The organism is Microbacterium sp. NPDC056569, from assembly GCF_042793475.1.
Taxonomy (GTDB): Bacteria; Actinomycetota; Actinomycetes; order Actinomycetales; family Microbacteriaceae; genus Microbacterium.
The window spans coordinates 80,751-96,088 of sequence record NZ_JBHTUV010000006.1 but is presented as its reverse complement, the minus strand read 5'-3'; the positions used below and the strand labels follow the sequence as shown (position 1 = coordinate 96,088).

Genomic DNA, 15,338 nt, shown 5'->3' with positions numbered 1-15,338 from the left:
CTCGACGAGGGGGGATGTGACGATGGCCGCCACACTGCACGATGTCGCCCGCCTCGCCGGCGTGTCGATCAAGACGGTGTCGAACGTCATCAACGACTACCCGCACATCCGCCCCACAACGAAGGAGCGCGTCGAGGCCGCGATCGCGGAGCTGGACTACACGCCCAACCTCACCGCGCGCAGCCTCCGATCGGGCCGCACCGGCTCGATCGCGCTGGCGGTGCCCGACCTCGCCCTCGCCTACTTCGCGGAGCTCGCCGCCGCCGTCATCGCCGCGGCCGAGGCATCCGGTCTCGTCGTCACGATCGAGCAGACCGGCAGCGGCGGCCGCCAGCGCGAGCTCGACCTGCTGACCAGCCCCCGGCGCAAGATGAGCGACGGGCTCATCTTCAGCCCGCTCGAGATGAGCCAGGACGACGTGGCGCACCTCGATGTCGACTACCCGCTCGTGCTGCTGGGCGAGCGCATCTTCGACGGCCCGACCGACCACCTCACGATGCGCAACGTCGAGGCGGCCCGCGCGGCGACCGAGTTCCTCATCGACTCCGGCCGGCGGCGCATCGCGATCGTCGGCGCCCACGAGGGAGAGCTGATCGGCTCGGCCGCGCTGCGTCTGCAGGGGTACCGCGAAGCGCTCGAGGCACGCGGCATCCCGTTCGACGGGCAGCTGATCGGTCCGTCGATCGAGTGGCACCGCGCCAACGGCGCGCGCTCCATGCGCGAGATCATCGAGCGCGGCGCGGACTTCGACGCCGTGTTCGCCCTCAACGACACGCTCGCCTTCGGCGCGATGCGCGCCCTGCAGGAGGCGGGCCTGCGCGTGCCCGACGACGTCGCCGTGCTGGGCTTCGACGACATCGACGAGGCGCAGTACTCGATCCCCTCGCTCACGACGGTCGATCCCGGCAGCGACTGGATCGCGCGCACGGCCGTCTCGACGCTCATCGAGCGCATCGCCGGCCTCGACGCGCCGCCGCGGCTGCTCCTCGCCGACTTCGAGATCGTCCAGCGCGAGTCCGCGCCCGCCGTCGCCCGCTGACGCTCCCGCCCGGCGCCTCCCCTCGCGCCCGCCCCTCCCGCTCCAGCGCATCCGCTCGTTCGTCGTGTATGTACGCGTGGAGGCCGATACGGCGTGCATATACGACGAACGAGCGTGACGGATGCCGCCACCCGGCGCACCCGCGGTGCCCGGGGGTGACGGCATCGGTGTTCAGTACTGCGGCCACTCCACGGTCGGCCAGCCGTCCCGCCACACGAGCGGCAGCATGCCGAGGCGGAACTGGCCGTCGAGGTCGGCGTCGTAGAGGTGGAAGGCGAGGCGTCCGGCCGAGACCGACTGGCCGCCCGGACCCACGCGGGTGCCGTCGGAGGCGAGCACCGGGGTGCCGCCGTCCTCGAGGAGCGGGACGCCGTCGGCGTCGACGTACGGACCGGTGACGGATTCCGAGCGGCCGACCGCGATCGAGTACGTGCTGTCGACGCCCTTGCAGCAGAAGTCCCTCGAGACGAACAGGTAGTAGAACCCGTCGTGGGGCAGGATGTACGGCGCCTCGATGGCGTTGGGCGGCAGCTGCCGGTCGGCGATCAGGAGCGGTTCGGACTCATCGGCCCGCAGTCCGCTCGGCCACTCGAGCGGCACCATGCGGATGCCGCTCCAGAACGAGCCGAATGCCATCCAGGGCTCGCCGTCGTCGTCCTCGACGATGCCGGGGTCGATCGCGTTGAAGTCGGTGCCGGCCGATTCGATCACGACGCCCCGGTCGACCCACTCATAGCCCGGATCGTCGGGGTCGAGCGTCGTGTTCGTGGCGAGGGCGATGAGCGATGTGTTCTTGCCGAACGTCGACGCCGAGTAGTACAGGTACCACGTGCCGTCGTGCTCGTAGAGCTCCGGCGCCCACAGGTTGTCGACGCCGGGCACGGCCTCGACGAGCCACGCGGGCTTCTCGTCCCACACCGTGCCGGCGTCCTCCCAGTCGACTCCGTCGGCAGAACGCCGGATCTGGATGTTGCCGTCGCCGATCTGCCCGTTGCCCGTCGAATACAGGAACGACGGCTCGCCCTCCTCCCCCGCGACGAAGGCGGGGTCGTGCACGAACGTGTCCCCCGTGGGGGCGGGCACGGCGGGGGCGGCCGCGCATCCGCTCGCGATCGCGAGGACCGCGACGAGAACGGATGCTGCGGCCGCCGCCCGCCGGCCCACCACGGTCATGCGAGCGAGATCGCCGACCACGACACCGGCGGCAGGGTGACGGTGAGGATGCCGTCGTCGAGCACGACGCCGTCGAGGGTCCTGAGCCCCACGCGCTCCTGGTCGGCGAGCGTGTTCTTGGCGTACACGTCGTCGTCCCACAGCGTGAGGGCCTCGGCGACCGTCGCGACGCCCAGCTCGGAGACGTCGACGGTGACCTCGATGGCCTCGGTCTGGCTGCGGTTGACGAGGAACACCGCGGCGGCGCCACCGTCGGTCGTGACGACCGAGTCGACGAGCGGCGCGTCGCCGTACACCGCGGTCTCGTACGTGCCGGCGTCGATGCGCGGCTTCAGCACCTCGCCGCGCGCGAGGCGCGATGTCACCGAGAACGGGAAGAACGTCGTCTGGCGCCACGCCGCACCGCCGGGCTCGGTCATGATCGGCGCGATGACGTTGACGAGCTGCGCGAGCGAGGCGGACGCGACGCGGTCGTGGTTCTTCAGCAGCGTGATCATGAGGTTGCCGAGCACGACGGCGTCGGCCACCGAGTAGACGTCCTCGAGCTGGCGCGGCGCGTAGCGCCACTCGTCGTTGACCTCGTCGGACTCGCGGTGCTCGTCGAGATACCAGATGTTCCACTCGTCGAACGAGAGCTTGATCTTCTTCGACGACTTCAGCTTGTTGCCGACGTGGTCGGCGGTCGAGACGACCGTCTCGATGAAGTACTGCATGTCGAGCGACGACGCGAGGTACGAGGCGAGGTCGCCGCCGCGCTCCTGGTAGTACGCGTGGCACGAGATGAAGTCCACGTGGTCGTACGCGTGCTCGAGCACGGTGCGCTCCCAGTCGCCGAACGTCGGCATGGCCGAGCCCGACGAGCCGCACACGACGAGCTCGAGATCGCGGTCGGCGGCCTTCATCGCCTGGGCCGTGCGCGCGGCGAGCTTGCCGTAGTCGTCGGCGGTCATGTAGCCCGTCTGCCAGGGGCCGTCCATCTCGTTGCCCAGGCACCACATGCGGATGCCGTGCGGCTCGACCGAGCCGTTGGCGATGCGCTGATCGCTGAGCGTCGTGCCCGACGGGTGGTTGCAGTACTCGAGCAGGTCGAGGGCCGCCTCGATCCCCCGCGTGCCGAGGTTGACGGCCATCATCAGCTCGGAGCCGGTGAGCTTGAGCCAGCGCGAGAACTCGTCGACGCCGACCTGGTTGGTCTCGAGCGAGTGCCACGCGAGGTCGCGGCGCACCGGGCGCTGGTCCCGCGGGCCGACGCTGTCCTCCCAGCGGAATCCCGACACGAAGTTGCCGCCGGGGTAGCGGATCGTGGTCGAGCCGAGCTCGCGCACGAGGTCGACGACGTCGAGGCGGAAGCCGTCCTCGTTGGCGGTCGGGTGGCCGGGCTCGTAGATGCCGTCGTAGACGCAGCGGCCGAGGTGCTCGACGAACGAGCCGAAGATGCGGCGGTCGATCTGCGCGACGACCGCCTCGCGGTCGACCGAGACACGGGCCGTGGCGGTCGTGGTGGTCGTGGTGGTCGTGAGGGTCACGTTCTCTTCTCCAGGGACGGGCCGGCTGCGGGCAGCGCGGCAGGGACGTTCCGGCGCGGGGTGCGCCGCAATGCATGGGTGTGTCGGGGCGGGCGCTCAGCGGGCGGCGGATGCCTCGGCCGAGGGTGCGTGCTCACGCCGACGGTCGCCGGCGCGGGGGTGGTCGGGGTCGAGTGCGGCGAGGCGGTGGTCGACGAACCACCCCGCGACGAAGAGGAGCACGGCGAATCCGACCAGCGGGACGAGGACCGGGATCAGTGCGAGCGTGACCGCGACGGCACCGAGGCTCACGAGCATGACGCCGCTCATGAGGGGTGACGTGAACGGCAGCACCGCGGCGTAGCGGAGCACCGCGCCGGCGGTCTCGTCGTAGCGCACCGCGACGGTCAGCGCGCAGGCGAACACGAGCACCGCGACGGCGGCCGCGACCCACGTGAAGCCGGCGAGCGCCGCGGCCGCGACGCCGTCGAGTGCCGGGAGCACCGCGGTGTCGGCGGCGAGCAGCACCGCGACGACGCCGAACGGCAGGCCGATGAGGTTCGCGCGCCAGAACTGCGCGCGGTAGACGGCCGCGAACTCGCGCACGAGCCCCGTCTCGCCCTCGCCGTCGCGCATGCGGGTGAGGCACGCCGTCGCCGCGAGCGCGGCCGGCGCGACGCCGAGTACGACGAGACCGACGACGCTCCCGGCGAGGAAGAGCAGGTTGACGACGATGAGGCCCGCGACGACCCGCAGCCACGCCATCACGCGGCCCGCCCAGGCGTACTCGGTGATCATGGCGCCACCGCCTTCGACCCCGTCCACGCGATGCCCTCGGCATCGAGCCCCGCGAACGCGAGCACGGGGCGCTCGGCCACGGGATCCCACGCTCCGAACACGACCGCGTCGAGCACGACGTCGCCGCCGTCCGCCTGCACGATGAGGGGGGTCGTCACCGCGTCGCCGTCGGTGTGCGCGGCGGCGACCACGCGCAGCGGGACGGATGCCTCCACCCCGCGTCGTGCCGGGTCCAGGCGGACCACGTTCCAGTCGCCCTCGACGCCCTCGGCCTGCGGCAGGCGCTCGGCCTCGTACCCGGCGAACGGGTGCGGCGACACGAGCGGCCAGCCGGATGCGGTGACATGCACACGGCGGATCTGCGCCTCGTGCCGCGTGGGGTCGTCGGCTCGGCGCACGTGATGGACGACGAAGAGCCGCTCGCCGTCGCGGAACACGGAGTTGTGGCCGGGAGCGATCCAGGCCGTGCCGCCGGGGAACACGTGGCCGCCGAGGATCTTCGTGCCCACGGCATCCGGTGCGACGCCTTCCGTGTCGGTGAGCGACCGGCCGTTCACGTCGACGTACGGCCCGGTGACCTCGTCGGCCACCGCGACGCGCACGCTGTAGCTGTCGAACAGCGAGTCGTACGACACGAACAGCACGTACCGGTCCTCTTCGGGGCGGTACACGATGTACGCGCCCTCGACGGCGCCGTCGACGCTCGCCGGGCGGCGGGCGATGAGCGTGCCGGTATCGCCGCGGTGCTGGGCGAAGCCCGTCGCGGGATCGAGCGGCAGGATGTGGATGCCGCCGAAGAATGATCCGTACGTGAACCACGGGCGCCCCGCGCGGTCGAAGACGACGGCGGCGTCGATGGCGTTGTGCCGGTCGACGTCGTGCGTGGTCGAGACGACGGGTCCGGCATCCGTCCAGGGGCCGGCCGGGGACGCGGCGGTCGCGAGTCCGATGACGGACGTCCGCGACCCGAACGTGGAGGCCGAGTAGTACATGTGCCAGCGCGGCGATCCGTCGGCGGTCGGCCAGCGCACGACCTCGGGCGCCCAGAGTCCCGCGGCGCCGGTGTGCGCGAGGGCCGGGACGGGGACGCCGTCCAGAGCCGTGCCGACGAACGTCCAGTGGACGAGGTCGGGTGACGTTCGCACGTGGACGCCCGCGGGGATGTCGTCGACACCGGCGGCGGCATCCGTCGAGAACATGTACCACTGGCCGTCGTCTGCGCGCACCACCGTGGGATCGTGTGCGTTGCGCGCGCCCCACGTCGTCGGGTCGGAGGTCGGGTCTGCGATCGGGAACGCCATGTCAGCCCTTCGCCCCGGTGAGGGCGACCGACTCGATGATCTGCCGCTGGAAGACGACGAACACCACGAGCACGGGGATCAGCGCGATGAAGGACGCCGCCATGATGAGCGGGTAGTCCGTCTGGCTCGCGTAGGTCGCATTGAAGCTCGCGATGACGAGCTGCAGCGTCTGCTTCTCGGGCGAGTTCAGGTAGATGATCGGTGCGAGGTAGTCGTTCCACACCGCCATGAACCACAGGATGAACTGCGCCGCGATCGCCGGGCGGATCGCCGGGAAGATCAGCGTGAAGAAGATGCGGAGGTAACCGGCGCCGTCGATCTTGGCCGCCTCGATGATCGAGTCGGGCACCGACTCGAGGTACTGGCGGATGAAGAAGATCATCACGATGTTGCCGAAGACCCCGGGGAGGATCAGCGGCCACAGGGTGTCGACCATGCCGAGGTCGGCGAAGAGCTTGAACTGCGGGATCATGATCGTCGGGAACGGGATCATGATCGCCGACAGCAGCATCAGGAACAGCAGGTTCTTGGCGGGCAGGCGGAGCTTCGCGAACGCGAAGGCCGCGAGCATCGAGGTGACCGTGCCGATGATCGTCACCGTCGCCGACACGATGATCGAGTTCACGATGCCCGAGAGCAGCGGACCGGCCGACCACACCCGCACGTAGTTCTCCCACATCACGGGATCGGGGATCCACTGCGGCGGCAGGGCGAAGACTGCCTCGCGGGTCTTGAGCGAGGTGCTGAACGTCCACAGCAGCGGCGCGATCATCACGATGCCGCCGATCGACAGCAGCGCGATGAGGACGGTGTTCACGAGGCGGCGCGATGCGGACGCGCGGCGGGTGACGCCGGCGGTGTTGCCGGTGGGACGGCCGAGGCGGCGCTTCGGCAGACGTCGGGGCTTGCCGGTGACCTCCGCGTCGAGCGCGGACAGGGTGTCGGGGGTGGTGAGCGTCATGATGGCCTCAGTCGATCGAGAACTGGAAGCGGCGGTTGAGCCGGAACTGGATCGCGGTCACGACGAAGACGAGCAGGCCGAGGACCACCGACATCGCCGTCGCGTAGCCCATCTGCAGGTAGTTGAACGCCTTCTGCCAGATGTACCAGACGATCGAGGCGGAGCTGAACTCCGGGCCGCCGGTGGGGGTCATGATGTTGATCTCGATGAAGATCTGCGCGCCGCCGATGATGCTCGTGACGACGAGGAAGAACGTGACCGGGTTGAGCATCGGCACGGTGATGTGCCGGAACTGCTGGAACGCGCCGGCGCCGTCGAGAGCGGCCGCCTCGTAGAGGTGGCGCGGGACCGACTGCAGCGCCGCGAGGTACAGCAGCATCGAGTAGCCGAGGCCCTTCCAGACCGCCATGATGATGATCGCGGGCTTGACGGTGTCGGGGTTCTGCAGCCAGTTCGGACCCTCGACGCCGAACAGCGCGAGCACCTGGTTCACGAGGCCGAAGTCGCCGTTGTACGCCCACTGCCAGAGGATCGCGACCGCCGCGAGCGACGAGATGACCGGCACGTAGTAGACGGTGCGGAAGAACGTGGTGCCGCGCATCTTGCGATTGAGCGCGAGCGCGAGCAGCAGCGAGAGGATCAGGCCGATGGGGATGCCGATCATGTAGAAGATCGTGTTGCCCATGGACTGCCAGAAGTACGTGTCGCCGGCCATCTCGACGAAGTTGTCGATGCCGTTGAAGGCGGGCTCGCTCAGGCCGTTCCACTTCGTGAACGACGCGTAGACCGAGAAGACGAGCGGGTAGCCGGTGAACACCAGGAACCCGACGACGGGGATCGCGACCAGGGCGAGCGCCACGCGGTGCTCGCGACGGTGGAGCCGCGAGCGGCGGACGGGTGTCGTCGTCGACATGAGGGACCTCGATTCGAGAAGGACAGCAGGAGGGGGGACGGATGCCGCGACCCGGCGCGGCCGGTGCGCTCGGCGCGGCCGGGGCCGCGGCATCCGCTCTCCGATCAGGCTTCGAAGGACTGAGCCTCGGGGTCAGCCGATGCCGGCGTCGGCGTTGGCCTTGTCGAGCATCTCCTGCATGCGGGGCTGGACTTCCTTCAGGTAGTCCGCGGCCGTCTGCTCGCCGTCCAGGACGGGCTGGATGTTCTTGAACAGCTCGTCGTACCACTCGGGGCTGTAGGTGGTGTTCGCGGGGAGGGCACGGCCGTAGTCCTGGACGATGTCGAGGAACTCCTGCTTGTTCTGCGGCGGGAGGGTCGACGAGGTGACCCACTCGTCGGCCATGTCGATGAGGTTCGGGATCTGCACGCCGGCGTCGATGAGCGACTGCTGCGCCGTCCGGTCGGTCGAGAGGTAGATCGCGAGCTTCGCGGCGGTGTCGGGGTCCTTCGTGCTCTCGCTCACCGCGATGCCGAGGGTGCCGGTCCAGGTCGCCGTCTCACCGGTGGCGCCGACCGGGTAGGGGATGAGATCCCAGTCGAACTCGAGCGTCTCGTACACCGGGACGTCCCAGGGGCCGACCGGGAAGAAGCCGATCTGGCCCTGCATCCAGCGCTGGTAGGTGTCGAGCGTCTGCGCGTCGGTGGTGGAGGGCGTCACGCCCTCGACGTTCGACAGGTCGGCGAACCACTGCAGCGCCTCGGCGAACTCGGGGCTGTCGACGGTGACCTCGGTGCGGTCCTCGTTCAGCCAGTCGCCGCCGTTCGACCAGACGAACGGCTGCAGGTTCCACATCACGTTGAGGCCGGTGCCCCACTGGTCGAGCGTGCCGTCGCCGTTGAGGTCCTTCGTGAGCTGCTTCGACACCTCGACGAACTCGTCCCAGGTGTACGGCTCGTCGGTGCTGGGGAGCGCGATGCCGGCCGCCTCGAACATCGTGCGGTTGTAGCCGAATGAGAACGGGCCGACGTCCTTGGGCATCGCGTAGATCGCGCCCTGGCCCATGAGCTTGCCGTCGAAGCGGTAGCTGTCGACGCCGTACTGCCACACGTTGTCCAGATCGAGGTCCTCGTCGCCCTCGACGTACTCGGTGATGTCCTTGATGATGCCGGTCTTGACGTACGCCTGCACGCTGCCCGGGTCGACGTAGAAGACGTCGGGGACCTGCTTGCCCGTGATCGCCGCCTTGAGCTTGGTGCTGTACTCGTCGGCCGTCGTCATGATGATCTTGACGTCGACGTCGTTGTCCTTCTCGAACTGCTCGATCGCCGCGGTGTAGGCCGCCTTCTCGGCGTCGCTACCGCGGAACATGAAGGTCAGCTGCTCGGTGCCGCCGCCGGCAGAGCCGCCGGCGCAGCCGGACAGGATCAGACCGCCGGCGGCGAGCATCGCCGCTGCGGCGACGACCGACTTCCGTGACTTCGTCATCACGTTTCCTCTCGTAGTGCTGTGGTGGTCAGCGCTCGGATCGGGAGATCGATCGTCGCTGACCGTGGGATGCCTTCGTTGATTTACAACGTTGGAATTGTTCGGTGGAGAACAGTGTGCGACGCCGGCAGAGGCGATGTCAAGCCGAACGGCAAAGAAAGTTCCAACGTTGTAGAAGGACGCCGTGGCACGGGGACCGCGCACCGCTCGGATGAGGATGCCTCAACCCGTCATCGCCGAGACGGGCAAGAAGATGGAGGGCGGGAAGATCCACGCCTCCCAGGAGGACTACCTCCAGTCGGCGTGCTTCCTGCCCGCTTGGCTCGTCTATCTCCGCCGGGACCCGGAGTTCTACCACGTGCGCGACCTGCGGGCCGACCCGCTGGGCTGACACGGATGCCGGGACGGATGCTGCGGGCCGCAGCATCCGTCTCCGTCAGATGACCTGCTCGCTCCAGGGGTCGGGGTTGCCGAAGCGGTGGGCGGTGATCGTCACGGACTGCTCGTGGAGGAACGGGAGCAGCTCCAGCCGGCCGGCGGTGGTCACCTCGTTGTCGTAGACCGCGAGGTCGGGGTCGCCGCCCACCGCCTGTGCGACGAGGGTGTGCAGCGCCGCCACCGAGGCAGTCTGGCCGATGAGGCGCACGCGCGCGGGCCGCGGCTCGGGGTCGGCGTCGGCGGCCGCCGCGACGATGTCGACCGCGGTGAGACGCTCGAGCCATTGCTCGTCGGTCTCGACGAACACGGCGACGTCCTCGTCGGCGAGCACCCGGCGCACGGCCGCCGGCAGGCCGACAGGCGCGCTCAGGGTCAGCCTCGAGCCCGCCCGCAGGCCCGCGATCACGACGCGCAGCACCGCCTGCCACGAGGCGTCGGCGGTGGCGCGCAGCGCGACCGCCGGGATCGGACGGTAGCGGAAGAGGTTGCGCTCGACGCCGAGGGCCGAGACGTCCTTGACCTGGCCGAACTCGCGGTCCCACGCGATGGCGTCCGACAGGGCGCCGCGGCGGAGCCACTCGAACGCCTCGTAGCCGAGCGACGGCTGGGCGGCCTCGATGAGCGCGGCGATGCGGGTGTCGAGGCCGCGCAGGTGCAGCGTCGTCGACGCCGCGGCGCCGGAGCTCGCACGCCACCGACCGAGGCCCACGAGGTAGTTCGGACCGCCGGCCTTGGCGCCCGCGCCGACCGATGAGCGCTTCCAGCCGCCGAACGGCTGGCGCTGCACGATCGCGCCGGTGATGCCGCGGTTGACATAGAGGTTCCCCGCCTCGACGCGGTCGAGCCACAGCGCGAGGTCGTCGGGGTGCTGCGTGTAGAGCCCCGCGGTGAGTCCGTAGGCGACGGCGTTCTGCAATTCGATCGCGTGCGAGAGAGACGACGCGTGCATGATCCCGAGCACCGGGCCGAAGAACTCCTCGCGATGGAAGCGCGACCCCGGCTGCACCCCGGTGCGGATGCCGGGGGTCCAGAGCCGCCCGGCGTACTCGGGCGCACCGTCCACGCGTCGCGGCTCCACGAGCCACGACTCCCCTTCGTCGAGGGTGGTGAGCGCCCACTCGAGCTTGCCGCGCGGCACCTCGACGACGGGGCCGACCTCGCTGAGCGGGTCGGACGGCGGGCCGACGCGCAGCGAGGTCGCAGCATCCACCAGCTGCCGCGCGAAGCGCTGCGAGTGCCCGACCGGACCCACGACGATCGCGAGCGATGCGGCGGAGCACTTCTGGCCGGCATGGCCGAACGCGCTCTTGATGAGATCGGATGCGGCGAGGTCGAGGTCGGCGGTCGGCATGACGATCATCGCGTTCTTGCCGCTGGTCTCCGCGAGAAGCGGCAGGTCGGGACGCCACGAGCGGAAGAGCGCCGCCGTCTCCCACGCTCCGGTGAGGATCACGCGGTCGACGTCGGGGTGCGACAGCAGGGTCTGCCCGAGGCCGCCTTCGTCGATGTCGACGAGGGCGAGCACGTCGCGCGGCACGCCCGCCTCCCACAGCGCCTCGGCGACGACGGCCGCACAGCGCCGTGCCTGCGGGGCGGGCTTGAAGACGACGCCCGAGCCCGCGGCGAGCGCCGCCAGCACGCCGCCGGCGGGGATCGCGACAGGGAAGTTCCACGGCGGGGTGACGACGGTGAGTCGTGCCGGCTCGAACACGGCCCCGCTCACGCGGTCGAGCTCGCGCGCGGTCGCGGCGTAGTAGTTCGCGAAGTCGACGGCCTCGCTCACCTCGACGTCCGCTTCGGCGAAGACCTTGCCGGTCTCGGAGGCGGCGACCTCGATGAGCTCGCCGCGGCGGGCCTCGAGCGCCCGTGCGGCGGCGGTGAGAACGAGGCTGCGCTCGGCCGCGGGGAGCCCACCCCACGCGGGCGCCGCGTCGCGCACGCGTGCCACGATTCCCTGCAGCGTGGGCTCGTCGGCCACACGGGCCGCCGCGACGGTGGCGTCGCCGGCGCGGGAGGTCTCGATGCGCGACAGGATGCTGCGCGCCCACGCCCGGTTCGCGGGCAGGGCCGGGTCGCTGTCGGCGGTGTTGCGGAATCCCGGGGCGCCCGCGACCCGGATCCCGGACTCGCGCGGCGCGAAGACCGCGGTCTCGACGAACGCCTCGGCGCCGAACACCTGCTCGGGGACGGACCGCTCCACGGGCGCCGTGTCGCCTGGCGCGGCGGAGCGCGCGATGCCGATCACGGCCTGGGTGAGACCCGCCTCGTCCGCGGTGGCCGCCGCGCGGCGCAGGCGCGCCTGTGCGCGGGGGGACCCGGCGCGGGCGGCGTCGGCCGCGGCCGCGGCGTCCTCGCCGCCGGCGGCGAGCGCCGCCTCGACGGCGCGGTCCTGCCCGCGGTTCGGCCCGGTCGCGAGCGCAGGGTCGCCGGCGCGCACGAGCGACGCGAGGAACCGGTCGCGCTCGCGGTCGAACATCGCGGGGTCGTCGGCGAGGTCGAAGGCGGCCGAGAGGAAGTTGTCGCTCGACGCGTTCTCCTCGAGGCGGCGCACCAGGTAGCTGATGGCCACGTCGAACTCGTCGGGGCGCACGACCGGCACGTACAGCAGCACATGGCCGACCTCGCGCGTGACCGCCTCGACCTGGCCCTGCGCCATGCCGAGCAGCATCTCGAACTCGACATCGGGCGACGCGCCGGCGGCGCTCGATCCCGCCTGCACCGAGCCTGCCGAAGCGTCGCGCACGCCGGTCCGGCCGGCGAGCAGCCACGCATAGGCGATGTCGAAGAGGTTGTGCCCGGCGACGCCGATGCGCACGGCCCGCGTGTGCGCCGGGTCCAGCGCGTACCGCAGGCAGCGCACGTAGTTGGCGTCGGAGTCGACCTTCTCGCCGTAGGTGGCGAGGCTCCAGTCGTGCATGACGGCGTCGACGCGCTCCATCGCGAGGTTCGCGCCCTTCACGAGGCGCACCTTGATGCGGGCGCCGCCGCCGGCGACGCGCTCCTGGGCCCACGCGGTGAGGCGCTCGAGGGCGGGCAATGCGTCGGGGAGGTACGCCTGGAGCACGATGCCCGCCTCCAGGTGCCGAAGACGCGGGTCCGCCAGCAGGCGCGTGAACACCGCGATCGTGAGATCGAGGTCGCGGTACTCCTCCATGTCGAGGTTGATGAACGTCGGCCCGCTCGCCGAGCTCGTCGGCGACGCCGCCGTGAGGTACAGCGGCCGCAGCCGGTCGACGACCTTCTCGACGACCTCTTCGAACGCCCACATCGAGATGTGACTGGCGATCGCCGAGACCTTCACGGAGACGTAATCGACGTCGGGTCGGCGGATGAGCTCGTGAATGCCCTCCAGCCGGCGCAGCGCCTCCTGCTCCCCGAGCACCGCCTCGCCCAGCAGGTTGAGGTTGAGCCGTGCGCCGCTCTCGCGCAGCGCGGCGATGGCGGGGCCGAGCTTGTCGGGGCGGGCGTCGACGACGAGGTGGCCGACCATCTCGCGCAGCACCCGGCGGGCGATGGGAACGACCGGCGACGGCAGCACCGGTGCGACGACACCGCCCACGCGCACGGCACCGCGCAGGTACCACGGCAGGAAGTCGGGCACGAGCGGCGCGACGCGCTGCAGATGGGATGCTGCGGCCGACAGGCTCTCGGGACGCATCACGCCGTCGACGAACCCGATGGTGAACGGCAGGCCGTTCGGGTCCTTCAGCACGCCGGCCAGGCGCTCGGCCGCCGGGTCGACCGCGACCTCGGCGCTCTCCGCGATCCACCGCTGTGCCAAGGCCACCGCCTCGCCGGCCAGGCGCTCGTCGGATCGGTCTTCCATTCGCACTCCAGCCGTCACGTCGTCGGACTCCGTGCTTCCAGCCTGCACCTCATCGTGCGTCATCGGCTCCACCTGCTGCATGAGGTCAAGGGTGAGGCATCCGTTCATTCGTGAATAGCGATCATCTACGATCGATATCGTTCGAGATTCTCGATGGGATTCCGATGTTCGAACTGCGACGCCTGCGACTGCTCCACGAGCTCGCGCTGCGCGGCACGCTCGCCGCCGTCGCCGAGGCGCTGTCGTACAGCCCGTCCACGATCTCGCAGCAGCTCGCGCAGCTCGAGAAGGAGGCCGGCGTCGCGCTGCTCGCCCCCGAGGGCCGGCGCGTGCGACTCACCGAGCACGGTCGCGTCCTCGCCGCGCACGCCGCGCGCGCCCTCGATCTCGACGAGCGGGCACGCGGCGAGCTCGAGTCGCTGCACCCCGGCCTCGCCCCCGTCCGCGTCGCGGTCATGCAGACCGCGGCGCTCGCCATCGTGCCCGCGGCGCTCGCGCTCCTCGCCGAGCGCGCGCCCGATCTGCGGGTCGAACTCGTCGAGATGCCGCCCGAGCTCGGCCTCTTCGAGCTCACGGCGCGCGGCGTCGACCTCGTGATCGCCGAGCAGTACCCCGGTCACACGCGCGCGCACGCGCAGGGCCTCGAGCGCGATCCGCTCGGCACCGACCCGATCCACCTGGCGGTGGCAGCCGTCGATCCCGCCCGCTCGCTCGACGACCTGCGCGACCGCCCCTGGGTGATGGAGCCCGCCGGCACCGCCGCGCGACTGTGGGCCGTTCAGCAGTGCCGCGCCGCCGGGTTCGAGCCCGACGTGCGGTACGAGCTCGCCGACCTGTCCGCGCATGCGCGACTGGTCGCCGCGGGACAGGCGGTGGCGGTGCTGCCCGACCTGCTGTGGGAGGGCTCGGCGATCCCGGTGTCGCTGCTGGATCTGCCCGGACGCCCCGCGCGCGAGATCTTCACGGCGCAGCGCACGGCCTCGCAGGCGCGCGCCGGCATCCTCGAGGTGCGGCGCGCGCTCCGCGACGCGTTCCCGCTGCGGCGGACGGATGCTGCGCCCCCGGGCCCCTAGGCGAGCCCGGGCATCGCGGGTCGGCGAGGTCGCAGCATCCGTCTCCCGATCAGGGGCGCTCGGTGCGCGCCGGCGGAGCGGGCGGCCGGGTGATCTTCTCGCGCGCGGCGTCGTCGTGCGTGTCTGCGCGGGCGTCGGCCCGTGTGCCGGCGGGCCCGCCGGAGCGGGCGTCGTCGCGGGCGTCCGCGGTGTTCCGGCGGTCACGCTCGGTGCCCTCCAGCACGGCGTCGCGGCCGTCCCCGGAGTCGCCCGTGTACGCGGCGGCCGGCGGCGCCGCGGCGGTGCGACCGTCGGCATCGTCGACGTAGGGGTCGACGGCGTCGGCCTTGCGGAGCGCTTCGGCGTGCTGCTGGCGCAGTCCCTCCGCTTCGGCGCGGTGGTCGTCGACGCGTCCGGCGCGGCGTTCGGCGTCCATCGAGGCTTCGGCCGCCCGTGCCTTGGCATCCTCTGCGGCGGCGGCTGCCGCGGCGGCGTCCGCACGGGCGCGTGCCGCCTCGGCCTCGTGCTGGCGGGCCTGCAGCTCCGTCTCGCGCGCCTCTTCGCGCATCTTCTCGGCGCGATCGTGCTGGTGCTCCCGCCGACGCTCGCGGCGCCCGCGCGCGGTGAGCAGCAGGGCGACGCCGACGATCACGAGCAGGATGACGATGCCGACGATGATCCAGATCAGGGTGGTCGTGTCCACGGCTCCTCCTTCTCCCTCCGGCGCCGGCGGGGGTCGACCGGCGCCACCACTGTCAGGCAACCTCCGGACCCGGCGACCGGCAAACCCGTTGCGTGCGCACGCCGGTTGCGCTAGAGCGGACGTGCGCCGCGGGGCAATAGGTTCCCGACGCGCGCCCGCATA

At 71.2% G+C, this 15,338-nt stretch carries 12 protein-coding genes; 3 read left to right on the top strand and 9 right to left on the bottom strand.

What is annotated here, in order from left to right; genetic code table 11:
- The first annotated feature begins 22 nt into the window (after positions 1-22).
- Positions 23-1,039 (top strand): LacI family DNA-binding transcriptional regulator, encoded by a 1,017-nt coding sequence (locus ACFQ7C_RS08935; RefSeq protein WP_378899280.1) that lies wholly within the window; start codon positions 23-25, stop codon positions 1,037-1,039.
- 171 nt (positions 1,040-1,210) lie between these two features.
- On the opposite strand, the gene ACFQ7C_RS08930 is transcribed toward ACFQ7C_RS08935, so the two are convergent.
- From ACFQ7C_RS08930 to ACFQ7C_RS08900, 7 genes are all read right to left on the bottom strand, one after another.
- Entirely contained in the window at positions 1,211-2,212 is a 1,002-nt protein-coding gene (locus ACFQ7C_RS08930) for an arabinan endo-1,5-alpha-L-arabinosidase (RefSeq protein ID WP_378899279.1), read from the bottom strand.
- On the bottom strand, positions 2,209-3,738 hold the full coding sequence (locus ACFQ7C_RS08925; protein WP_378899278.1) for an alpha-N-arabinofuranosidase: 1,530 nt from the start codon (positions 3,736-3,738) through the stop codon (positions 2,209-2,211). The genes ACFQ7C_RS08930 and ACFQ7C_RS08925 overlap by 4 nt, the downstream gene beginning before the upstream one ends.
- Positions 3,739-3,834: 96 nt before the next feature.
- Positions 3,835-4,515, bottom strand: a complete 681-nt coding sequence (locus ACFQ7C_RS08920; protein WP_378899277.1) for a YesL family protein — start codon at positions 4,513-4,515, stop codon at positions 3,835-3,837.
- Positions 4,512-5,816: an arabinan endo-1,5-alpha-L-arabinosidase gene (locus ACFQ7C_RS08915; protein WP_378899276.1), complete on the bottom strand. Its 1,305-nt coding sequence runs from the start codon at positions 5,814-5,816 to the stop codon at positions 4,512-4,514. The genes ACFQ7C_RS08920 and ACFQ7C_RS08915 overlap by 4 nt, the downstream gene beginning before the upstream one ends.
- A gap of 1 nt (position 5,817) precedes the next feature.
- Entirely contained in the window at positions 5,818-6,777 is a 960-nt protein-coding gene (locus ACFQ7C_RS08910) for a carbohydrate ABC transporter permease (protein WP_378899275.1), read from the bottom strand.
- A gap of 7 nt (positions 6,778-6,784) precedes the next feature.
- The gene (locus ACFQ7C_RS08905; protein ID WP_378899274.1) at positions 6,785-7,690 is read right to left on the bottom strand and encodes a carbohydrate ABC transporter permease; all 906 of its coding nucleotides are present in this window, start codon (positions 7,688-7,690) and stop codon (positions 6,785-6,787) included.
- A gap of 132 nt (positions 7,691-7,822) precedes the next feature.
- The gene (locus ACFQ7C_RS08900) at positions 7,823-9,157 is read right to left on the bottom strand and encodes an ABC transporter substrate-binding protein (protein WP_378899272.1); all 1,335 of its coding nucleotides are present in this window, start codon (positions 9,155-9,157) and stop codon (positions 7,823-7,825) included.
- A gap of 217 nt (positions 9,158-9,374) precedes the next feature.
- On the opposite strand from ACFQ7C_RS08900, the gene ACFQ7C_RS08895 reads away from it, so the two are divergent.
- On the top strand, positions 9,375-9,548 hold the full coding sequence (locus tag ACFQ7C_RS08895; RefSeq protein WP_378899271.1) for a hypothetical protein: 174 nt from the start codon (positions 9,375-9,377) through the stop codon (positions 9,546-9,548).
- Positions 9,549-9,593: 45 nt separating this feature from the next.
- Here the strand turns inward: ACFQ7C_RS08895 and ACFQ7C_RS08890 are convergent, their stop codons facing one another.
- Positions 9,594-13,421: a proline dehydrogenase family protein gene (locus tag ACFQ7C_RS08890; protein ID WP_378899270.1), complete on the bottom strand. Its 3,828-nt coding sequence runs from the start codon at positions 13,419-13,421 to the stop codon at positions 9,594-9,596.
- Between the two features lie 164 nt (positions 13,422-13,585).
- Between ACFQ7C_RS08890 and ACFQ7C_RS08885 the strand changes: the two genes are divergently transcribed.
- Entirely contained in the window at positions 13,586-14,494 is a 909-nt protein-coding gene (locus ACFQ7C_RS08885) for a LysR family transcriptional regulator (protein WP_378899269.1), read from the top strand.
- A gap of 49 nt (positions 14,495-14,543) precedes the next feature.
- On the opposite strand, the gene ACFQ7C_RS08880 is transcribed toward ACFQ7C_RS08885, so the two are convergent.
- Positions 14,544-15,176, bottom strand: a complete 633-nt coding sequence (locus ACFQ7C_RS08880; protein WP_378899268.1) for a hypothetical protein — start codon at positions 15,174-15,176, stop codon at positions 14,544-14,546.
- Positions 15,177-15,338 lie beyond the last annotated feature (162 nt).